At 36.8% G+C, this 22,315-nt stretch carries 17 protein-coding genes; 8 read left to right on the top strand and 9 right to left on the bottom strand.

What is annotated here, in order from left to right:
* Positions 1-56: 56 nt before the first annotated feature.
* The gene (locus ZA07_RS06815) at positions 57-1,799 is read right to left on the bottom strand and encodes a sodium:solute symporter family protein (protein WP_231628649.1); all 1,743 of its coding nucleotides are present in this window, start codon (positions 1,797-1,799) and stop codon (positions 57-59) included.
* Positions 1,800-1,879: 80 nt separating this feature from the next.
* Positions 1,880-3,379, bottom strand: a complete 1,500-nt coding sequence (locus ZA07_RS06810) for a PLP-dependent aminotransferase family protein (RefSeq protein ID WP_053970965.1) — start codon at positions 3,377-3,379, stop codon at positions 1,880-1,882.
* Between the two features lie 82 nt (positions 3,380-3,461).
* Here ZA07_RS06810 and ZA07_RS06805 point away from each other — a divergent pair, with 82 nt between their 5' ends.
* The 3 genes from ZA07_RS06805 (at position 3,462) to ZA07_RS06795 (ending at position 6,824) form a co-directional block, all read left to right on the top strand.
* Positions 3,462-5,276, top strand: coding sequence for a TonB-dependent siderophore receptor (locus tag ZA07_RS06805; protein ID WP_231628648.1), 1,815 nt, complete (start codon positions 3,462-3,464; stop codon positions 5,274-5,276).
* A 122-nt stretch (positions 5,277-5,398) separates the two neighbouring features.
* Entirely contained in the window at positions 5,399-6,262 is an 864-nt protein-coding gene (locus ZA07_RS06800; protein WP_053970963.1) for a cupin-like domain-containing protein, read from the top strand.
* A 34-nt stretch (positions 6,263-6,296) separates the two neighbouring features.
* The gene (locus ZA07_RS06795; protein WP_053970962.1) at positions 6,297-6,824 is read left to right on the top strand and encodes a DUF6646 family protein; all 528 of its coding nucleotides are present in this window, start codon (positions 6,297-6,299) and stop codon (positions 6,822-6,824) included.
* 48 nt (positions 6,825-6,872) lie between these two features.
* Here the strand turns inward: ZA07_RS06795 and ZA07_RS06790 are convergent, their stop codons facing one another.
* A complete protein-coding gene (locus tag ZA07_RS06790; RefSeq protein WP_053970961.1) occupies positions 6,873-7,346 on the bottom strand; it encodes a regulatory protein RecX in 474 nt (157 codons plus the stop codon).
* A 116-nt stretch (positions 7,347-7,462) separates the two neighbouring features.
* On the opposite strand from ZA07_RS06790, the gene ZA07_RS06785 reads away from it, so the two are divergent.
* Entirely contained in the window at positions 7,463-12,421 is a 4,959-nt protein-coding gene (locus ZA07_RS06785) for a choice-of-anchor D domain-containing protein (RefSeq protein WP_053970960.1), read from the top strand.
* Between the two features lie 9 nt (positions 12,422-12,430).
* Here the strand turns inward: ZA07_RS06785 and recO are convergent, their stop codons facing one another.
* The 3 genes from recO to gdhA all read right to left on the bottom strand — a co-directional run bounded on the left by recO (position 12,431) and on the right by gdhA (position 16,952).
* Positions 12,431-13,150, bottom strand: coding sequence for a DNA repair protein RecO (gene recO / locus ZA07_RS06780; RefSeq protein WP_053970959.1), 720 nt, complete (start codon positions 13,148-13,150; stop codon positions 12,431-12,433).
* Positions 13,150-15,492: a two-component regulator propeller domain-containing protein gene (locus ZA07_RS06775; RefSeq protein WP_053970958.1), complete on the bottom strand. Its 2,343-nt coding sequence runs from the start codon at positions 15,490-15,492 to the stop codon at positions 13,150-13,152. Before ZA07_RS06775 ends, recO begins: the two co-directional genes overlap by 1 nt.
* A gap of 116 nt (positions 15,493-15,608) precedes the next feature.
* A complete protein-coding gene (gdhA, locus tag ZA07_RS06770; RefSeq protein ID WP_053970957.1) occupies positions 15,609-16,952 on the bottom strand; it encodes an NADP-specific glutamate dehydrogenase in 1,344 nt (447 codons plus the stop codon).
* A 210-nt stretch (positions 16,953-17,162) separates the two neighbouring features.
* Between gdhA and ZA07_RS06765 the strand changes: the two genes are divergently transcribed.
* Positions 17,163-17,972, top strand: a complete 810-nt coding sequence (locus tag ZA07_RS06765; protein ID WP_053970956.1) for a glutamate dehydrogenase — start codon at positions 17,163-17,165, stop codon at positions 17,970-17,972.
* Positions 17,973-18,039: 67 nt separating this feature from the next.
* Here the strand turns inward: ZA07_RS06765 and ZA07_RS06760 are convergent, their stop codons facing one another.
* Positions 18,040-19,179, bottom strand: coding sequence for a cystathionine gamma-synthase (locus ZA07_RS06760; protein WP_053970955.1), 1,140 nt, complete (start codon positions 19,177-19,179; stop codon positions 18,040-18,042).
* An 86-nt stretch (positions 19,180-19,265) separates the two neighbouring features.
* Here ZA07_RS06760 and ZA07_RS06755 point away from each other — a divergent pair, with 86 nt between their 5' ends.
* Positions 19,266-19,979 (top strand): DUF3298 and DUF4163 domain-containing protein, encoded by a 714-nt coding sequence (locus ZA07_RS06755; protein ID WP_053970954.1) that lies wholly within the window; start codon positions 19,266-19,268, stop codon positions 19,977-19,979.
* Here ZA07_RS06755 and ZA07_RS06750 read toward each other — a convergent pair.
* Complete coding sequence (locus tag ZA07_RS06750) at positions 19,968-20,432, bottom strand: DinB family protein (RefSeq protein ID WP_053972073.1); 465 nt, start codon at positions 20,430-20,432, stop codon at positions 19,968-19,970. The genes ZA07_RS06755 and ZA07_RS06750 overlap by 12 nt on opposite strands.
* An 84-nt stretch (positions 20,433-20,516) precedes the next feature.
* Between ZA07_RS06750 and ZA07_RS06745 the strand changes: the two genes are divergently transcribed.
* Together ZA07_RS06745 and ZA07_RS06740 are read left to right on the top strand one after the other, a co-directional pair.
* Positions 20,517-20,870 (top strand): arsenate reductase family protein, encoded by a 354-nt coding sequence (locus tag ZA07_RS06745; protein WP_053970953.1) that lies wholly within the window; start codon positions 20,517-20,519, stop codon positions 20,868-20,870.
* A complete protein-coding gene (locus ZA07_RS06740) occupies positions 20,863-21,771 on the top strand; it encodes a DMT family transporter (RefSeq protein WP_053970952.1) in 909 nt (302 codons plus the stop codon). Before ZA07_RS06745 ends, ZA07_RS06740 begins: the two co-directional genes overlap by 8 nt.
* On the opposite strand, the gene ZA07_RS06735 is transcribed toward ZA07_RS06740, so the two are convergent.
* Entirely contained in the window at positions 21,758-22,234 is a 477-nt protein-coding gene (locus ZA07_RS06735) for a thioesterase family protein (protein WP_053970951.1), read from the bottom strand. The genes ZA07_RS06740 and ZA07_RS06735 overlap by 14 nt on opposite strands.
* Between the last annotated feature and the right edge of the window lie 81 nt (positions 22,235-22,315).

Raw genomic sequence — 22,315 nt, 5'->3', positions numbered from 1 at the left:
ATTTTATTGATAATTAAGCATTTAAATATCGTTTGGGTAAAATTAGCTTCTAAAGTTTATTCCACCTCATCAAGAACCTTGTTCCAAATTCTTTTCAAAACAAAGGCACATATGATTGCTACAACAGTCAATAAGAATGCGGCCAAGGTTTTACCATAAATATAATAACCAGTAGCAAACAACACGCTGTAAGTTCCTATGACACCAAGAAAGAAAGCTAATATCTTATAACCAATATTTTTGAATTTACTTTCATTACCAAAGGCTACATTTTCAAAATGTTCAAGTGTTTCTTGATTACTTCGCGGTGTCATTAAGGTCACAACAATCCACCCTATAGTGGTTAAGACCACACCAATTATCAATTGCATATAGCCTTGTAACTCAAACCAAGGTTGTTCCAATTTTCCATTAACAAAAAACACTACCGCAATAATGAATGAAATCACCATGGCCGCAATCTCGCTGTACGGATTAATTTGCTTCCAAAACCATCTAAGAATAAACAACAGTCCAGTCCCTGCTCCTATTTGTAACAACAGATCAAAAACGTCTTTAGCTGATTTGATATAAAAGGAAAATAAGGCAGCGCACACCATTAATAGCACGGTAGAAATTCTACCAACGAGCACTTTCTGCTTTTCGCTAGCACCTTCATTTATAAATCTTCCATAAAAGTCGTTAACAATATAGGAACTACCCCAATTCAATTGTGTGGAAATCGTACTCATAAAGGCGGCTGCGAGAGAGGTAATCACCAAACCGATTAAGCCTGCAGGCAAATAAGTCATCATAGCCGCATAGGCCACATCATGACCGTGCATATCCTCATGCAAACCAGGAAAGGCGACTCCAATACTCTCTAAAGAAGGGAACACAACCAAAGAAGCCAAACCTACGAGAATCCATGGCCACGGCCTTAAAGCATAATGAGCAAAATTAAAAAACAGAGTCGCCCAAGTGGCGTGCTTTTCATCCTTGGCGGCCAACATACGTTGTGCAATATATCCACCACCTCCGGGTTCTGCTCCAGGATACCAAGTACTCCACCATTGCACCGCAAATGGGATGATAAACAACGTTATTAATGTTTCAGTATTTGAGAAGTCTGGAAGGATATTAAGTTTTCCTGAAACATTTTCATGTTGCAAAAGCTCTCCCATTCCACCAATCTCAGGCAAATTAACAATATAAATTGTCGCCCAAACAGACCCAACCATGGCCAAAAGAAATTGAAAGAAATCTGTAATCAATACCCCCTTTAAACCTCCTAAGGATGAATAAATGACTACTATAATTGAAGAATATAGCAGCGTTTCTTGTTGGGATAATCCCAATAAAATATTGGCAATTTTAGAGCCGGCCAAACAAACACCGGCCATAGTGATTATATTAAAAATAACCCCCAAATAAATAGCGCGAAATCCTCTTAAAAAACTAGCTGGTTTCCCAGAATACCGCAATTCATAAAATTCTAAATCCGTAGTAATTCCAGATTTTCGCCATAGTTTGGCATAAAAGAATACGGTGAGCATTCCCGTAAGCAACAGAGCCCACCAAACCCAGTTCCCAGAAACCCCATTGGTTCTCACCAATTCAGTAACCAATCCAGGTGTATCAGCTGCAAAGGTTGTTGCTACCATAGATACCCCCAACAGCCACCACGGCATGTTTCGTCCAGAAAGAAAAAACTCAGAGCTATTTTCCCCTGATTTTTTGGAGACTACAATACCTATTAGGATAGAAAATGCAAAGAACAAAGCAATTATAACAAAGTCTAAGGAAGAAAGATGAATCATGAAAGCGTTTATTTATCTGCTAAATATAATATAAACTTCAAGCATTCCACAATTTGATTTCATTCAATAATATTCTAAACCTAGTGAGATTTTGCGATCCTTAAATAGGCACTTTTCAAGCTATCTATAACGTACTCTATTTCTGTTTCATTAAGTTGACCAAACCCAAAACGGATGGCGCAAGTATTCTTATCTTGATATAAAATAGTTTTGGGAAGAAAGACATTTTCCTTGACACTCTCTTCTGAAAAACGAACCAAGGAAATTGGCTCAGTAAATTGTAGCCAAATCGCAAGTCCACCAGTAGGTTTTTCCCATTTTAAAATATCTCCAAAATGAAAATCTAATTGGTTACATAAAACCTCCAGTCGCTGTTTATAAAGCAACACATTCTTTTTTAAATAGCGGTGGATTTCACCTTCATAGATAAGCGCAGATAGCATTTGTTGCTGAATCAAATCGCCTTGGGCATCTAGTAATTCCAAATAATTTTTAGCCTCAGAAATCAAGTTTTTAGGAGCTACTACAAAACCGGTTTGAAAACTCGGAAATAAAGATTGACCAAACTTGCCCAAATAAATTACCATTCCGTGTGTATCAGAGCTTGCTAAAGGCAACATAGGCGAACCTTCATACTGAAAATCATAATCAAAATCATCTTCAATGATGGCAAATTGATATTCTTTGGCCAACTCCAAAAGCTGCAGACGCCTTTCAGCACTTAATGTTTGATTGGAGGGATAATGCCTTTGCGGATTTATATAGACACACCTAATAGATTTCTTGATAAAATGGGTTTTTATATAATTGACATCCAAACCATCTTGATCAACCGGAATAACTTTTACATCGGCACCTACTTGTTGAAAGATTCTATTGGCAGAATAGTTACTTAAATCACCTACCAAAACCACATCCCTTTTTTTCAAAAGCAATTGAGAGACCACATACAAGCTCATTTCGGTACTTCTGGTACTAATCAAATTTTGAGGCTTCATATTGAACCCACGAGTAGCATTCAAAAAGTTACACAACTGAGTCTCATAATTAAAATAGAAGGAGTCTTCATTTTGATGCCATTTACTCGGCAAGTTTCTACGCTTTAAAGTAGAATTGTACCATCTAGAAAACTGATGGGCAGGATGCAATCTCAAATCTGGCTGACCATCATTGATACTAATTTTTGCCTCTGAATATTCTCTGGTAGAAGCCAAATGAAAGGAAGCTTGAAATGGAAAACCTGTTTTATCGGGATACCTATTGATTTGATCCACTTGAAATGCATGTGCTACAATCGCTTCTTTCTTCCTTTCAGGAACCAGTACAAAAGATCCCTTATTTGCCAAGATTTCTACCCATCCTTGCGCTGCCAATTCATTATAAACAGCCACAGCCGTGTTCCTATGTATATTTAAAGCTTTGGAAAACACCCGTGTACCAGGAAGTTTTGTACCTTTAGTTATATATCCCCTTTGTATAGCATTGATTATTTGTTGGGAAATTTGAACATAAACGGGCTGGGTAGCCGATTTATCGACTTGTATTAATTGTTTTACTCGATCTAAAACCGGACTATTCATTGATTTAAAACTGGACTAGTTTACTAATCCGGAAAATTACGAATTTTGCATCGTTTTTTAAAAATCCCTAATGAAATATACTATGAAATTAAATCTCCTCTTAGCTAGTTTTCTCGCAGGTATCTTCTTGACACAAGCTCAGGATTTCCCTCAACAAGATTTAGACTCAGTGGTGATTATCTCTTCCAGAATTGAACTTCCATTTAAAGAAAATTCTAGAACCATCACCGTCATCAACTCGGAAATGATCCAAAAAAGTGCCGCTACCAATGTAGTGGATTTATTGCAGCAGGTAGCCGGGGTTGATATAAGACGTAGAGGTACCGCCGGTTCACAAGCTGATTTATACATTAGAGGTGGGAGTTTTGACCAAACCCTTCTTTTAATTGATGGAATAAAACTGGAAGACGCCCAAACAGGTCATCATACCATGAACCTTATCTTACCTTTAGATGTCATAGAACGCATCGAAATTATAAAAGGACCGGCAGCCAGAGTTTTTGGTCAAAATGCTTTTACTGGTGCAGTGAACATTGTTACTAAAAAAGCTTTGGAAAACCAGGTGAAATTAGGAGTTCAAGGTGGCTCTTTTGGTCAAAAAAATGCAGAAGTTACGGTGAGCAGTAATTTACAGAATACCTCTCATTTGGTGCATTATTCTAGAAATACTTCTGAAGGATATCGCTATAATACCGATTATGACAACCAAAACTATTTTATCAAAAGTAGCTTTAACAAGAACCATATGCCTATTGATTTCATTGCAACATTTCAGGAGCGTAAATTTGGCGCCAATGGTTTTTATTCTACCCCATCTGCAACCGATCAATATGAAGAAACCCAAGCAAGTTTGGTAGGACTTTCTTCTGTTTACAAACATAACAACCTCACCTTAAAACCGAGATTGTACTGGAGAAGAAATCAGGATGAATATGTTTTCATTCGTAGCAACCCCGAGGTTTACAGAAATTTACATATCACCAACAAAGTTGCTGCCGAACTTCATGGATCTTATTCATCTTCTTTAGGAACAACAGGATTTGGGGTTGATTTGGCACAAGTATATCTTTCCAGCAATAATTTAGGGGACCGCGAACGCTTCATGACCAATTTTTTCCTCGAGCATCGTTTCAAGTTTCTAAATGATAAACTAGATGTGACTCCTGGAGTTGCTCTGACCTATTTTTCAGATTTTAAGTTTCATGCCTTCCCAGGGGTTGACATTGGGTATTCCATTTCAGAACAATTTAAATTTTATGGAAATGTTGGTTATACTTACCGAATCCCAACCTATACTGACCTGTACTACAGCGACCCAACGACTTTGGGTAACGACCAATTGGATCCTGAAGAGGCTATGGCAGAGGAAATAGGTATCAAATATCTAGGTGCAAAATGGAATGGATCTTTGGCATTCTTTAATCGTGATTCCAAAAAATTGATTGACTATGTCAAGGAAAATGAAGATGATCTTTGGCAAGCTACTAATATCAGAGATTTGAACACCAAAGGATTTGAGGCCAATATCAATTATCGTTTTGATATAGCAGGTGCTATACAACTCATGGATTTAGGTTATACCTTTATTGATGACGAAGTCAAAGATTTGGATATTGCTTTCTCGCGCTATTCCATCAATTCTTTAAAACATCAAGTAACCGCAACCTATAAAGGACGTTTCTTTAATATTTTACAACCTACGATTGTATATAAATATGCCGAAAGAACCTCTGGACAAGCTTACACTGTGTATGACGCTGGGTTATCGGTTATCATCAACCAATTGGAACTTTCAGTTTTTGCCAACAATATTTTTAATGAAGAATATTATGAAACGAACTTAGTTCCCATGCCAAAAGGCAACCTTCTTTTCGGTCTTAATTATAGATTTAAATAGGGATAAAAACACATAGAATCTAAACCCAAACGAAGCGTTTGGGTTTTTTTATTAACAGATCTCTATGAAAGTTTTGGCAACCTTTTCTTAACTTTGAAAGGTTAATCATCATTTCAATTTAGGTGCAATTAAAAACCATTCCTCGCGTAAAGACCCTAGATAAGGACACCTTTTTCAAAGAGTTTTACAAACCTCAAAAACCTGTGGTTATTGAGCGTTTTATTGAGGATTGGCCAGCGTTTTCAAAATGGAATTTAGATTATATGAAATCCATTGCTGGTGATAAAATAGTTCCTCTCTATGATGACCGCCCCGTAAGCCATAAAGATGGTTTTAACGAACCCCACTCTAAAATGAAAATGGGTGACTACATTGATTTACTCAAAAATGAGCCTACCCGTTATCGCATTTTTTTATGGAACATTTTAAAGGAAGTACCGCAATTACAAGCGGATTATACCTACCCTGATTTTGGCTTAAAATTAATGAAAGGACTGCCGATGCTCTTCTTTGGAGGCGAGAATTCCTATACCTTTATGCACTATGATATTGACCTAGCCAATATCTTCCATTTCCATTTTGAAGGAAAAAAGGAGATCATTCTTTTTGATCAAAATCAGAACAAAGTACTTTATAAGATTCCGCATTCCCTAATCACAAGAGAAGACATCGACTTTTCCAATCCTGATTATTCTCAATGGCCTGCATTACAGCATGCAACAGGTTTTAAAACCGAGCTCAACCATGGCGAGGTCCTTTATATGCCTGAAGGTTATTGGCACTATATGCGTTATATCACCCCAGGATTCTCGATGAGCTTGAGGTCCATACCCAAAAAACCTAAGAATTTAGGCAAAGCCATTTATAACATTTTCGTTATGCGTCATATAGATAATTTGATGAGACGGGTACAAGGGCAAAAATGGATTGATTGGAAAAATGAACAAGCCGTTGTAAAAACCCATAGATATCTCAAAAGTATCTAGTACTTTTGATTAGTAAAATTTAGAACCTATTACTATGAAACAATTTTTATGCGCCCTTTCCTTATTAGCTGTATCATTTGTTCACGCACAAGCATTCAAGGGTAAAGGAGACCAAAAACTACAAATTGGTGCTAACTTCCAAGATTCTGCTACGGGTATTAATCTATCTTATGATTATGGTTTAGGAGAAAACATCTCGGTTGGTGTGTCCTCAAGCTATGCTTTGGGAATTTCAAATGGTTTGGATAAAGATGTGGTTGTTTATGGTGGAACTGTCGTTGAAAAAGCAGATTTCACAGATCGCTTTGATTTAAAGGCCCGCTTTAATGCCAATATCGGAAACGTACTGAACATTGATGAGAATTTTGACCTGTACCCTGGTTTAAATCTAAGCCTTAAAAACTTTGGAGGCCATGTAGGAGCCAGATACTTCTTCACAGAAGGATTCGGTTTATATACCGAGGCACAGTTCCCTATTGCCAAATACAATGACAACCTAACACCAGCAGAACATCTTTACAATCAGTTTAACGTTAATGTGGGAGCTGTTTTCAACTTATAAAACATTTTTATTTTTAAAAGTAAAGTCCGGCATGTTGCTGGACTTTTTTTATGAAATTAATTCACTTACTTTTTCATAAACCAAGTGCGATTCCCATCCACGATATAAGAGGTAGTCTGCCAGCTTCTTCTTTTTTTTCCAGAGGTTGCTTTCCCTGATTCCATCCGCCTTTTTAACTGCCAGTTCATGAAGGGTTTCCTGATATGCTTGTGGAGAAATCTCTTTTAAAGCTGTTTCAATATTGAATTTAGAGATATCCCTGAATTTTAGCTCTCTGATAATTCGGTTTCTTCCCCACTTCTTAATTCTGAATTTGCCTCGGGCAAAAGCTTTGGCAAACCGCTCTTCATTAAGATAGTTTTCCTGAATCAGATGGGTAATAATATGGTCTACAGCCTCAGGAATCATTCGCATACCCAACAACTTTTCTCTAACTTCCTTGTGACATCGTTCTTGATAAGCACAATAATTTTCTAGGGCTCGTTGCGCTTCTTCAACCGTAAACGTTTTTCCTGTATCCATACCCTCAAAATTAATAACAATTTGTTAATAACAAGATATTTGTAACTTGTTGTTTTTTAGGTCTTTTCATTTATATTTGTCAGTCCCTTATTACATGTAATTAATCCAAATACCCCATGATAAAAAAATACACCCTCCTCTTTTTTATTTTTCTCAGCGCTTTAAACATTGGGTTTGGCCAGGTGACAATTGGAATTCAAGATTTCGAAACATCTCCCGCAACACCTACAATGACATATACAGGAGGTTCTATTGCTACTGGCACAGGACCATTTCCTGCTGGTGACAATAACTTTGTTAGTGGATCAAGTTCAATAGAAGTTAATAATGGTTCAGATACCATTACTTTTTCCAGTGTTGATGCTTCTTCTTATTCAAACATATATTTTACCTGTAGATTAGCCTCTTTTTCAGCAACCTCAGGAAATGGTGCTGATGGTAGTGATGAAGTTTATTTTGAGATTAGTGAAGATAATGGAGTAACTTGGTCTCAGGAAATTGAAGTACAAGGAAATAATAATGCTATTTGGTCTTTTGATACAGGAACGGGAACTTCCTTAACAACTTATGATGGAGATAACAATGCTACAATATATACTCCTTCAGGAGGAGGATACAGAACAACAGATGGTTATAGCACCATAGTTATAGATGGATTACCTAACTCTAATGAACTGAGAGTTAGAATTATTATGACCAATAATTCTGCCAACGAATATTGGATTGTTGATGATGCAGAAATAATTGGAACTAGCGCCTCTCCATGTTCGGCACCGACTAACCAACCAACCAACCTAACATTTAGTGGTATTACTGGGTCTACAATTGATGGTGACTTTACAGCTACTACAGCAGATGAATATTTGGTTGTTGTAAGTACGTCTTCAACATTAGGAGCTAACCCAGTTAACGGAACAACCTATTCTGCTGGCGATACTATTGGTAGTGGCACTGTAGTACAAGGTTCAAATGCTACAACATTTAGTGCAACGGGTTTATCACAAATCACACAATATTACTTTTTTGTATTTGCTTATAACGATAGTAGTTGTACAGGAGGTCCTGATTATAACACAACAAACCCTCTAACTGGAGATGAAACTACGATTACTGATCCTTGCTTAAATACAGGTTTTGAAAGTGGACAACCGACAGGATGGACTAATAACGGTTCTTATTTTAACACCGGAAATCCACATTCCGGCTATCAGAAGGCTGGTATGAATGACGAGGATGATTGGATAAGTACTTCAATGGTAACAGATCCCAATACCTTAAGCTTTTGGGCAAGAACCTCTGGCACTGGCTCCAATTTCACAGTTAATGTGCAATATTCTGATGACGGTATTTCTTGGTATGATGCCTCAATTATTATTGCTAACGGTAGTAATACTGGAGATGTAACTACAAACTATCAGCTATTCTCTATAAACTTAAACTTGTCTAATGATTATTATATAAGATGGTACATGAGTAATAGATCAAGTGGTTCATTTTACTTTGACGACGTTGAATTAACTTGTGGAGGCACAACTCCCGCCCCAGAACTTCAACTTGTTGATGACACCTCAACCAATCAAAACTGTGGTTATACTATAGACTTTGGCTCACAAGCCTTGTCCACTAATACTAATATCACCTTTGCTATTGAAAATATTGGCTCCGCCGATCTAGACATTACTTCATTGGGAATCACTGGAAACTACACGGTATCTCCTACTGGACTTATTACCATTTCTGCAGGCAATTCCCAAACCTTTACCGTAACATTTACGCCTACGACCAACGGCACACAGAATGGAACCATAACAATCAACAACAATGACCCTAACGAAGGAAGTTGTACCATTAATTTAACTGGAGAAGGGTTTACTCCTGCTCCAGAGATTGATATTGAGAGAAATACCGGAGGAACAATTCCTAATGGTTCCTCTCCTAATATTGGTTACAATACCATTTTTGCAGCTACTGTCATGGGTGATTCTTCTTCTCCCAAGACATTTCATGTAAGCAATGAAGGTACGTCAGACCTGGATCTAACAAGTATTACCTCGTCCAATCCCACTGAATTTTCAATTTCTTTGAACCCCAGTCCGTCAACAATTAGCTCAAATACCGAAGTGGATTTTGAAATTGTTTTTTCACCCACTGGTGTTGGACTTAGGACATCTACCATAACTATTATAAGTAACGACAGTGATGAGAACCCTTATACCTTCCAAGTTCAAGGAAACGGAGATTGCGCTGCATCTCCAATTACAATTTCACCAATGTCTGGACCAGAAGCCACTATCATAAATATTACAGGAATTAACTTTGGTTCTGCAACCACAGCAACTCTAAATGGTGTATCTATTAGCTCCGTCAATGTAATTTCCTCAACTGAACTCGAATTAAGTGTCCCTTCTGGAGCAACCACAGGAAGTCTAGAAATTACAAATGATTTGGGGTGCCTAAGTTCAGAATTGTTTATAGTGATAGACAATCAGATATCAAGTTGTGAAGGTAATTCGGGCATTTCTCCAACAGAATTATTTATCAGTGAGGTCACTGATCATGGAACTGGACACCACTCTTATGTAGAAATTTTTAATGGTACTGGGGCAACCGTGAATTTATCTGGATATGAAATCCGTATCCACAATAATGGAGCTAGTACCGCGACAAGTTCAGTCACCCTCTCAGGAAGCATTATTAACGGTGATGTTTTTGTACTTGCTTTTGGACAATCTGACGCAACTGATGCCCATGCCTCACATGGTTTTGATCAATCAAGTAACGTGAATGGCATCAATGAAGACGATCATATTAGACTATATAATGGAACCACTTGGATTGATTTGTGGGGAGATACCTCTGGTGATTCTTTTACGATTGCCTCCAAAAATTACACCTACAGACGAAAAAATACGGGTATTATAGCTCCCAGCACCACATGGAATTCCAACGATTGGGACTCCTTTTCTCCTGTCGATTATACAGATATTGGAACTTTTGATTTTTCAACTGGAGTGCCCCCAAGCATCACCTCTGGCCCTACCATCAATCAATCCTGTAATACAGCGACCATTAGTGTTGCAGCAGATGAAGGATATAGTGGAGGGAACTCCTTAGCTTATCAATGGTGCTATTTAGCTCCCGGAAATTCCGGTTGGACAGAAATTACGGATGATGCAACCTTTAATAATTCTGACACTGCCATTTTGGAGATCCTAGACATATTTCCAGTGGTTGATTACCAATTTTATTGTCAGATTCGAGAAGATGACCAAACATGCTTTACGGCCTCTAATGCTGTATTATTGGAGCTGGATTCTGTGACTTGGGATGGCTCCTCTTGGTCTCCTTCCAATCCAACTTCAAACACTATTGCTATCATCAACGGAGACTATGATACCTCAACTTCTGGAAGTTTTGTGGCATGTAATTTATTAATTAATCCAAATTATTCCTTAGATATTGATAATGGATATTACGTTTCTGTGGTTAATGACATTATTGTTGATGGAGAAATCTATGTAGCCCCTCAAGGGAGTTTGGTTCAAATCCAAGACTCTGGTACCTTCACACTCAACAATACATCAGCTAAAAATACGATGTCCAAGCTTACAGCTCCCTTACAATATTGGTATGATTATACCTATTGGAGTTCTCCCCTTGAGAATGGTCAAATTGAAACGGCATTAATTGATGCCAACCCCAATAGACGTTTTTCATATAATGCTTCCTTATTCAACGATGATCTTATTGAAGATGGTAATTCTAATACATTTATAACAGGACAGGATGATATCGATGACAATGGCGATGATTGGGTAGTACAATCTACTGGACAAATGGTCCCTGGTAGTGGTTATGCTGCCACACATAATGTAATTGGTTTTATCCCTGGTAATCAATACCAATATATATTTGAAGGCACCCAATCGGACGGGGGGGCTTTCAATACGGGGAATATCGATGTCAACATTTATATTGATAACACAGTAATTTATAACAATTGGAATTTAATAGGTAATCCTTACCCTTGTGCCATAGATGCTTTGGAATTTTTCAATCACAATTCGACCATTTTGGAAGGAGTTCTATATCTCTGGTCAAGTGATACAGATGTTAGTTCCGGAAATTCAGGTAATGAAGGTCTCAACTTTTCGCAAAATGATTATGCAATGATTAATGGCTCAGGCGGCATTGCTTCATCAAATGGCAGTGATATTCCTGAAGATTTCGTTCCATCTGGTCAAGGCTTTTTTGTTATAGGAAAAAAAACTGGCGCCACTTCGGGACCTGGATATTACTCTTCAACTGTGTTTAATAATGCTATGAGAGTTACTGGAAATAATAGTCAGTTCTTTAGAGCTACAACTAATAACAATAATAGACTTTGGATTAATTTGAGTTCAGATAATGGAGCCTTTAATCAGATTTTAGTTGGCTATTTTCAAAACGCTTCCGACGATTACGATGGCATGTATTATGATGCTCCAAGAAATATGTCTACTGGTCAAAATGCCTTGTTATATTCTCTTATAGAGAATATAGACTCAAAATTTGCTATTCAAGGAAAATCTGATTTAAGCTTGGACATAAACGAAGTAATTCCATTAGGATTTTCTACGACTATTTATACACCAACTATTTATACTCTAAGTTTAGCACAAATAGAAGGCCAATTTCTAAACTCCAACATTATTTATTTAAAAGATAACCTCTTGAATATTTACCATGATCTATCCTCGTCAGACTATACTTTCTCCTCTGAACAAGGCGAATTCAATGACCGATTTGAAATTGTTTTTCAAACCAATGCGTTGTCTACTTCAGAATCAGTATTGGACACAAATGACTTAACAATTGTTGAGCTTCAAAATGGAATGGTTTCTTTTACGGTTGGGAAGAATAAGACCATCGAAAAAATTGAAATTTATGATCTTTTGGGCAGATCTTTATTGACTTTTATAGGATCTTCTTCAAAAGAGGTTTTGGATCTTTCATCACTAAGTTGCTCAGCTTATTTAGCAAAGATAACATTAAATAATGACCAAGAAATTACCAAAAAGGCGATAAAAAGGTAGAGAATCGGTTTAATGAAATAGTTGGTTGAAGACATCTAAAGATTTTGGTTTTCTAAATCCTTCAAGATGTAATTCATAATAGAACAAAAGTGTGTTCAAGAATTCTTGCCGTTGGCTTGCATTTAATTTAATCGAATTAATGGATTGAATATCGGAATCCATAAGAGTCTTTAATAAAACAACCTGGGTTCCAGCAATGCCTCTTTTAGGTTGTTCCTTGTCAAACTTTCCCTCTTGAAGATCAAAAAAGGTCCGTTCTTCCTTTAGGTAATCATCTGGAAAAAACCCAAGATGTTTGCTTAGGTTCAAAAGGAATAATAAATGAAAATTGGCAAAATGAGATTCTTGATCCAGCCATTGAAAAGCTGTTTCAATAAAAGCAAATAGGTTTTCGTTTGGTTCTTCTTCCTTCAAACTACTGCTTAAAACCTCAGCCAAGAACATTCCCAATGAGCCTTTGATAATATTGGAATGTAAGGTTTCATAAATATAATACGCCTTGACTTCTTGAATGTAATGCAGGCTTCTATTCGATTGATGTTTTACTTCTAATTGCAATTGAGTTAAAGGCTGAAAAAAAGCAACATTTTTGCTCCCCCTTTTAGATTTCATCACACCCTTCAAAAGGAAACTTATCGTACCGAACTTTTCCGTGTAACATCTAACAATTAAGTCATGGTCCTGATACTTGATTGAAGATAGTACAATACCTTTGGTTTTAGCAATCATTACCTTACCACCATTAGTTTCAGTACTTTGGTTTCGTAGGTATCCAAATCTGAAAGCATAATAAGATAGACCCCAGAGGCAACTGTATTATTACCCAAATTTCTACCATTCCAAAACGCCGTTCCTCCGTCGATTTCAAGATTATAGCCTCTATATCTCATGTTGACATTTGATTTGGCCTCGGCCACCAAGTTACCTTCAATATCCAAAATTTTAATATTGACGTTCTCAGGTAAGCCTCTTATTTTTACTTTATCATTGTTCATATTAAATTCAGGCCTTACTGGATTGGGAAAGACGAATGAATTTTCAAAATCTGATGTCGTCTCAGAGCCACCCGAAGAAAATGACACCAATCCATTAGCTGTTGCAATGTAAACTGTTCCATTGGACTCATCAATAGAAATATCAACCACGTTATTGGATGGAAGAGGCGAGTTTTTTTTGGTAAAATGATAGATGGTTTCTTGACCATTGGAACTTAGATAAAATAATCCTGACGAAAATGTTCCTATCCATTTATTATTAGCTCCATCAACCTCAATATCGGTAACATATTGTTCATATAGTAATTCTTTAGGAACCCCATCCTCTAGGATGATAATAGATTCCAATTGAGAAACAGAGCCATCAAAAAAACCAGTTGTATTATAGAGTACTCTTAACCCTTTATAGTTCCCAACCCAAACTTGATTTTGCTTATCCACTGCCAATGAAGTAATAAAAGGGCTTGGTAAATTTTCCTCTTCTGAAGCCATGTTTTTCAGTGTCCCATTAGAACTGTAACCAATTAATCCCATTCGATATCCTCCAATCCATTTATTCCCATTGGCATCTAATTCAATATCCGAATAACCGAATTCTGCGGTTAATGCTTCATCTGCAGAAAAAAGAGAGCCAAAAGAATATCCTTGCCATTGCTGTGTTGTAGGATCATAAGACTTTAATGGTTTGGCAACTCTGGCTGTTAATGTCCATAATATTCCATTCGAATCAAAAATAGAGGCGCTTTGCCTTATATTTTTATAATTTGGGTTGTTAGGTAATATTAAAGATTCCAATCCACTATTAGACTCATTATACAAAACGGTAGGTATATCATCATTAATTTCTAGGATTCCATCGAAAAAAGAGCTTATAAAAACTTGTCCAATATTAAAGGGATTGATGGCCATCTTATTTAAATTTCTAGCTCCCAATGCTTCTGAATAAGGAATATTTACCCAGCTTTCTCCATTTAAATGACTAATTCCAAATGTTCTTACTGGAGCTGGATTATAACTTAAAGTGTAATCTCCATAAGTCATCCATAAATTGTATTGTCTAGCCTGAATTGAAAAAGCTCCATTTCTTAAAGGTCCATCCGGATAAATTGTCTCAAAAATGGTTGCATCAGTAAGTGCCGACTTTAACTTACCTATATTTGCTGTCCCGATATAAAGAAATCCATCCTTTACAGTTGCAGAGGTAAAAGAATTGGCTTCAGTCAGACTCAAATGGACATACGCCAATTGATTAAAATTGACATCATAAACAAACACTTCATTCTGGGTGGTAATGATCAAATACTCTGAAGTACTTTTCATACTTAGGGGCATATCTTGATAAGTGGTTAATGGTATCAACGAACCGTTTTGAACTCGGGAAACTTCTTGGTTATCCCGTATAGCATATAACTGCCCACCTATATCCTGTACTGCAAGAAAATTTCCCCCCGAGACGTTAACCCACTCCTGATAATCTATTAAATCATCACTGGATGCCAGCGCTCTTTTTAACCCGTTGCTATTTTGACAGGCAGCGTATATAAAACCACCTTGTAAAGCGGTTTGTTTAATTGGTATTTGGGCCCCTCCAGTTCCAATATAATAAGTATCCCCAAATTCAAGAGCTAGCAAATCATAGACAGATATACCATAGTCAGTAGAAATATAAACTACCCCTTCATTTTCCTTAAAATGATTAATTCTTTTGGTATTTGGAGGAATGGTAGGTTTGTCCAGAATATCAACTACACTCAATATACTACCATCTTCCTTGACAATGTCAATCAAACCGTTCTCATAACCGACCAATAACATCATATAGGCTTCACTATAATAAATCGCAGATATGGATTCTCCAGATAAACCATTCACTGTATCAATGGTTTCTAATTCTGATGTGGTCGTATCATAAGAAAATATGGCATTCTCAGCTGCAGCATAAATTTTACCATTTCCCTGAGATATATCTTGAATATTGAAATAGGAGTAATGACCTTTCCACAGGGAAGAATAATCTTGCCCTGAAACAAAGCCACTTATCAATAAATAAACAATTAAGAGGACTTTTCTTATCATAAATAAATTACTGCGTCAAATATATTTATATCTAACGATAATTAGGATAAAATCATACAATATCAAATAAAAAAACCTCCAAAATTGGAGGTTTTAATAATTAGTTTGTGTGAAATTTAAACAATCCCTTGTGCTAACATAGCATCTGCTACCTTAACGAATCCGGCAATGTTTGCTCCTTTAACATAGTTAATATATCCATCATCTTCTTTACCATATTCGATACAAGACTTATGAATATCTTCCATGATTTCCTTTAATTTTTTATCAACTTCTTCTCTTGTCCAGTTATAACGTAATGAGTTTTGAGTCATTTCTAGACCAGAAGTAGCTACACCACCAGCATTTGATGCTTTTCCTGGAGCAAATAAAATTTTTGCCTTGTGGAAAACTTCAATCGCTTGTTTTGTTGATGGCATATTTGCTCCTTCACTAACACAGAAACAACCATTATCAACTAAAGCCTTAGCGTCATCTCCATGCAGTTCATTTTGGGTAGCACATGGCAATGCCATATCACAAGCCACTTTCCAAGGAGTTTCTCCACTGAAAAACTTGGCATTTGGATAAGCATCAACATATTCATTAATACGACCTCGTTTAACGTTTTTCAAGTCCATGATAAACTTTAGTTTTTCCGCATCAATACCCTCTTCGTCAAGAATATATCCAGAAGAATCAGACATGGTCAATACTTTTCCTCCTAATTGAAGAACCTTTTCGGCAGCAAATTGCGCCACATTTCCAGAACCTGATATAACCACATTCTTACCTTCTACTTTATCTCCTTTAGTTTTAAGCATACTTTCTGCAAAGTAAACCGTTCCATAACCTGTAGCTTCTGGTCTAATCAAAGATCCTCCCCAAGAAAGTCCTTTACCGGTTAAAACACCCGTAAATTCATTTCTTAATTTCTTATACATTCCGAATAAGAATCCAATTTCTCTTGATCCAACTCCAATATCACCAGCAGGCACATCTGTACTTGCTCCAATGTGTCTAAACAACTCCGACATGAAAGCATGACAGAATCTCATGATTTCATTATCACTCTTTCCCTTAGGATCAAAATCACTTCCTCCTTTTCCACCTCCCATAGGTAGTGTAGTCAAACTGTTCTTGAATACTTGTTCAAAAGCCAAGAATTTCAAAATACTAAGGTTTACTGAAGGATGGAATCGCAATCCTCCTTTATATGGCCCAATGGCAGAGTTCATTTGAACTCGATATCCTCTATTTACTTGGATTTCTCCCTTATCATCTACCCAACAAACTCTAAAAGAAATAACTCTTTCAGGTTCCACCATTCTAAGTAAAATGTTTTTGCCATAATAAATATCGTGTTCAACAATGTAAGGAATAACCGTCTCGGCTACTTCCTCTACAGCTTGTAAGAATTCTGGCTCGTGAGAGTCTCTTTGCTTAACAAGGTCTAAAAAAGCTTCAATTTTGTTGTCCATTTTTGAAGATATCAAATAATATTAAGTTTAACGGGTGCAAATATACGTTATCTTAAATTTAAACGGTGATTTTTTTAAATTTTCACAATTTTTTAATGCAAATTTAAGGCATCTGTTATCTATATGGTTTTCAGTAAGTTTTTTAATTTGGTGGATACCAAGCATTTCATATATTTGTGAATCACTTATACTACTGACTTAACGCGAACTATGTCCTATAAGAGATTACCATTAGCCCTACTTTTCCTACTTTTCAGTGTTCAGGTTAGCTTTTCCCAGTTAGGCTTTTCGCATGAAATTGGAGCCATTATAGGTCCTGTTCAGTTCCGTTCAGATTACGGAATTAGAAATAACGAAGAAACCAACTTTGGAAATACGGGAATAGGAATAGGTATCATTCACTACATCAACTTTTCCTATAGTGCAGAGTGTAATTGTTATTCTACAGATACTTATTTCAATGATCATTTTAAGTTAAGAAGTGAAATTTCCTGGAATTATACACCCTTGGATCATTTTGGTACTTATGCCAATGCACCGAGGTTAAAACCACATAAAGGTGAGGCTCAAAATTTTGATATCGGGATGCAATTGGAATACTTCCCTTTGAGCATTCGTTCCTTTCAAGCTTTTAGTTATCGTTTTGCCCCCTTTGTTAGTTTGGGTATTCATTACGTGAATTACCACCCAGACTCCTGGACAACTTTTGGTACCGGAAATGTTATGGATCCTGCCAATATATATGGTGGGTTTGATTTAGATGATGATTTTGGATGGTGGGACGCTTCCGATCCTCCTGATTACTACCCTCTTAATTTAGACTCAGGCTCAACTTGGTCGCTTGTTACCAGTGTGGGTGTTAGATACAAACTTACCAAATTATCTGACTTAATGCTTGATATGCGCTGGCAGTATTATGGTAGTGATTGGATTGATGGCCTTAACCATAAATTGAGCTACAACAAATATAACGACTGGTTGCTTTGGTTGAACTTTGGTTATATTTACTATTTGGATTAAAAAAAGTTATACATAAATAAAAAGAGCCACTATGATGTGGCTCTTTTTGTTTTATTACTTAACGGTTTTACCCTAAGGCCTGGTTCAAATCTTCTATCAAATCATCAGCATCTTCAATTCCCACACTTAGTCTAATCAAGGAATCGACCACTCCTGTTTTCTCACGCTCCTCTTTAGGGATACTAGCATGTGTCATACTTGCGGGATGACCAGCTAAGGATTCTACCCCTCCCAAAGATTCAGCTAATGTAAATACTTTAAGGTTTTCTACTGTTTTAATGGCTTCTTCATAATTATTCCCCTTTGTGGTAAATGAAATCATTCCCCCAAAATCACTCATTTGGCTTTTAGCCACCTCATGATTAGGATGGAATTCAAATCCTGGCCAGTATACTTTTTCCACCTTTGGATGACTTTCCAAAAACTCAGCGACCTTTTTCCCATTTTCACAATGACGTTGCATTCTAACATGAAGGGTTTTGATACCTCTTAAAACCAAAAAGCTATCTTGTGGCCCACAAACAGCACCACTGGCATTTTGAACAAAATACAATCGGTCTGCTAATTCTTCATCTTTAACGACCAAAGCACCCATAACCACATCACTATGTCCGCCCAAATACTTAGTTGCAGAATGCATAACGATATCTGCACCTAAATCTAAAGGCTGTTGAAGGTAAGGGGTAGCAAACGTATTATCTACAGCCAACAACAACTTGTGCTTTTTGGCTATTTCAGAAACCCCTTTAATATCAATAATGTTCATCATCGGATTGGTAGGAGTTTCTACCCAAACCAATTTGGTATTTTCATTGATATAATCTTCAATCTTTGACACATCCTGCATACCCACAAAATGAAACTTGATTCCGAAGTCTTGAAATATTTTCGTAAACAACCTATAAGATCCTCCGTATAAATCGTTGGTGGATATCACCTCATCTCCAGGCTTTAATAATTTCATAACGGCATCAATAGCTGCCAAACCCGAGCCAAAAGCTAATCCGTGAGTTCCATTTTCTATACTTGCTAAGGCATTCTCCAAAGCCTGTCTAGTTGGGTTATGTGTTCTGGAATATTCAAACCCTTTGTGTCCACCAGGCGTACTTTGGGCATAAGTTGATGTTTGGTAAATGGGAGGCATCACTGCGCCATAAGCTGGGTCATGTTTTTGTCCTCCATGTATGGTTTTTGTATTGAATTTCATGCTAAAAAATTTTGACAAAGTTAGGCTTTCTACCCATCTATTCAAATGCAAATGGCTATCTTTAAGATTGAATTTAACTACCTTTTATGAAATTCAAAGCCCTTACAATTGCCCTTCTTGTTATTCTTGTTTTTTCTTGTAAAAATGAAAATTCTTCAGTAGTCTTTTCGGAAATATCCGAATCTGTTGATGATCCCAGCTATGTGACTATAAAAATACCTTTTGCTGAAGGTGATGATGAAGCCTCCTTACAAATTAATCAAACTTTAGAAACCTTTGTTTCTATCATACTTCATATTGGCGATCCTGATCAAGTCTACACCATGCCAGTTAAAGAAAGTATCTCAGATTTCAATAATGAATATGCTACCTTCATCACTGATTTTCCTGACTCTCCAATGAAATGGGAAGCCGACATAGAGGGTGAAATTAGCTATCAAAGCCCAACCTTGATTTGCATATCTGTAGATAGTTATGTCTTCACAGGTGGTGCACATGGCATGTCCTCCATCACATTTTTCAATTTTGACCCACAAACCGGCAGGCCTATGGAGCAAAACGAATTAATTTCAGACCAAGAGAATTTTAAAAAAGTGGCCGAGGCTTATTTTCAAAAGGAAGTCATAGAAACCGATAAAATCCTTTTTGAGGATACCAGTTTTGTCATGCCAGAAAATATGGGTTTTGATGACCAAGGAGTCATCTTCTTATACAACCCTTACGAGATAGGTCCCTATGCAACTGGAATGATTGAATTTCGGATTCCTTATGAAGAAGTAAAGTCTTTTTTAGCTTTTTAACGCTCTCATCAAAGCCATGACATAGCCTGAATGCAGGCCTTCATGAAACAATATAAACCGAAGGGCATCATCAAGGGTTTTCAAAGTATTCCCCGTAGTTGAAACTGTGTATTCATGAAAATTGGTAAAATACATATCTTTATAATCTTGCTCGGTTTTTTCTATGGTAGAAAACAACAAAGTCTTTAACTCATCTACAAACTCTTGGCTTACGCTTCCTTGCGGCTTTGTCCCTTTCATATAGGTTTGAATCATATCTGCACTTACATTAGGCTCTAACCCACTTAACTTATACGCCAATAGCTGTTCGGTAACCACAACATGTGCAATATTCCAAATAATATTGTTATTAAACCCGTCAGGAATCTTGTTTAAATCGTCTAAAGATGTTTCATTTAATACCTTTTCAAAAAACAGTCTTGACTTAGGGAGTACCTCAAAAATAAAATCCATACCATTCATTTTTATAGTGCTAAAGATACTTGTTTGTTGACTAAAAGCCTTTATTTTGCAACGTTAAATTTTGAATGCTATCTCATGAAAAAAGTATATTTCCTTAAATCCTGCAATACGTGTTTAAGAATTATCAAAGATTTGAACCTACCTTCAGACTTTATATATCAAGACATTAAAACAGAACCTATCACTGTAAAGCAAATTGAGGAGATGGCAGAACTTTCTGGAAGCTATGAAGCTCTTTTCAGCAAAAGGGCCAAATTGTACAAAGAGATGGACTTGAAAAACCAAGATTTAACTGAAAAGGATTACAAACATTATATTCTTGAACATTACACTTTTTTAAAACGGCCCGTGATCATTATCAATGACCAAATTTTTATTGGCAACACAGCTAAGGTTGTTGAACAAGCGAAGCAGGCGGTCAATGAATAAAATCAGAATCCTTTCCATTATTGCCGTGTTTATGGTCCAGGTAATTTATGGACTTACTTTCACCTTTGCCAATGATGTGATTGATGCAGGTCACGTGAGACCTTTTGGATTTATTCTTTTGAGAGTCCTAGGCGCCACATGCATGTTTTGGTTGTTGAGTCTATTTACGCCTCGAGAGAAAATAGAATCCCAAGATTTTGTTCGGTTTATCGTGGCTGCTTTTTTTGGTCTGGTCTTAAACATGCTCACCTTTTTTAAAGGTCTAGAATACACAACACCCATTCACGCCTCTGTGATTATGACGGTTGTTCCTATTGTGGTGCTGGTATTTTCAAGCATCTTCCTAAAAGAGCGCATTACTTTGTTAAAGATGTTGGGAATTCTTTTGGGTTTTTCGGGAGCCATTATTTTATCAGTTTACGGCAGAAGCACCCAGTCTGGAGATGATATCATGCTAGGTAATTTTCTAGTTTTCATCAATGCCGTTTCCTATAGCATCTACCTCATCCTTCTAAAAAAACTTGCTACCAAATACCATCCGTTTACTTTTATAAGATGGTTGTTTCTCTTTGGAAGCATTATGGTTCTACCTTTTGGATATTCAGAGCTTGCTGCGGTAGAATGGCATCTATTCACACCCTATATCTGGTTATCGGTGCTCTTTGTGGTCATTGCAGCCACCTTTGGGACCTATCTTTTGAATCCTTTAGCGCTTCAGCATTTAAAGGCCTCAACAGTAAGTATCTTCTTATACATACAACCAGTTGTAGCGGGAATATTTGCAGTGATTATGGGAAGTGACCATGTTAATTCAGTCAAAATTGTGGCGTCAGTTCTTATTTTCTCTGGGGTTTATTTGGTTACCAGACGGCCCAAGCCAAAATTGACTACTCCAAATTAACCGGTGTCTTACTGTGTTTTCTGGTATCTTCCTTGGTAATGGTATGATAATGGGGAGCCTTGGGAAACTCGTGGGCGATATCCAACAACTCCTCAGGTAAGGAGGTTAATTTTCTAGCACCTAAATCCATCCAGCCACCTAACATTTCACAGTGGGCTAGGTTTTCACCTTTTTGGTTATAGAAATTATGGTCAAACTTAAAGAATTTGCCATCCTCGCTCAAGCCCGACACTTGTAAACTCACTTTTATAGCCTGCCCCATAAAGGTTTCCTTAAAATAATACATATGCTCATAAAATACCACGGGACCTAAATTGAACTTAGCCAATTCCTTCATTGTAAATCCCTTTTCTATCAAAAAGGCCATACGGGTATGACTCATAAAATTGGTATAGGCGCTATTGGCCAAATGGCGATTAGCATCTACATCACTCCAGCGTATTTCAAATTCTTTTACAAACATCTGTTTCAAATTTTAAAGCCGTAAAAATACCAAAAATATATTGTGCATGCATAATATAAATTCGTTGTTTTCTAAACCTTT

It is taken from the genome of Mangrovimonas sp. ST2L15 (genome assembly GCF_001280515.1).
In the GTDB taxonomy this organism is placed as follows: Bacteria; Bacteroidota; Bacteroidia; order Flavobacteriales; family Flavobacteriaceae; genus Mangrovimonas; species Mangrovimonas futianensis.
The sequence above is the reverse complement of the archived record's forward strand: the minus strand, read 5'-3'. Positions and strand labels throughout refer to the sequence as shown.

Coding starts and splice junctions, on each gene's coding strand:
- ZA07_RS06815 (WP_231628649.1), bottom strand. CDS start 1,799: ATGATTCATCTTTCTTCCTTAGACTTTGTTATAATTGCTTTGTTCTTT.
- ZA07_RS06810 (WP_053970965.1), bottom strand. CDS start 3,379: ATGAATAGTCCGGTTTTAGATCGAGTAAAACAATTAATACAAGTCGAT.
- ZA07_RS06805 (WP_231628648.1), top strand. CDS start 3,462: ATGAAATTAAATCTCCTCTTAGCTAGTTTTCTCGCAGGTATCTTCTTG.
- ZA07_RS06795 (WP_053970962.1), top strand. CDS start 6,297: ATGAAACAATTTTTATGCGCCCTTTCCTTATTAGCTGTATCATTTGTT.
- ZA07_RS06790 (WP_053970961.1), bottom strand. CDS start 7,346: ATGGATACAGGAAAAACGTTTACGGTTGAAGAAGCGCAACGAGCCCTA.
- ZA07_RS06785 (WP_053970960.1), top strand. CDS start 7,463: ATGATAAAAAAATACACCCTCCTCTTTTTTATTTTTCTCAGCGCTTTA.
- recO (WP_053970959.1), bottom strand. CDS start 13,150: ATGATTGCTAAAACCAAAGGTATTGTACTATCTTCAATCAAGTATCAG.
- ZA07_RS06775 (WP_053970958.1), bottom strand. CDS start 15,492: ATGATAAGAAAAGTCCTCTTAATTGTTTATTTATTGATAAGTGGCTTT.
- gdhA (WP_053970957.1), bottom strand. CDS start 16,952: ATGGACAACAAAATTGAAGCTTTTTTAGACCTTGTTAAGCAAAGAGAC.
- ZA07_RS06765 (WP_053970956.1), top strand. CDS start 17,163: ATGTCCTATAAGAGATTACCATTAGCCCTACTTTTCCTACTTTTCAGT.
- ZA07_RS06760 (WP_053970955.1), bottom strand. CDS start 19,179: ATGAAATTCAATACAAAAACCATACATGGAGGACAAAAACATGACCCA.
- ZA07_RS06755 (WP_053970954.1), top strand. CDS start 19,266: ATGAAATTCAAAGCCCTTACAATTGCCCTTCTTGTTATTCTTGTTTTT.
- ZA07_RS06750 (WP_053972073.1), bottom strand. CDS start 20,432: ATGGATTTTATTTTTGAGGTACTCCCTAAGTCAAGACTGTTTTTTGAA.
- ZA07_RS06745 (WP_053970953.1), top strand. CDS start 20,517: ATGAAAAAAGTATATTTCCTTAAATCCTGCAATACGTGTTTAAGAATT.
- ZA07_RS06740 (WP_053970952.1), top strand. CDS start 20,863: ATGAATAAAATCAGAATCCTTTCCATTATTGCCGTGTTTATGGTCCAG.
- ZA07_RS06735 (WP_053970951.1), bottom strand. CDS start 22,234: ATGTTTGTAAAAGAATTTGAAATACGCTGGAGTGATGTAGATGCTAAT.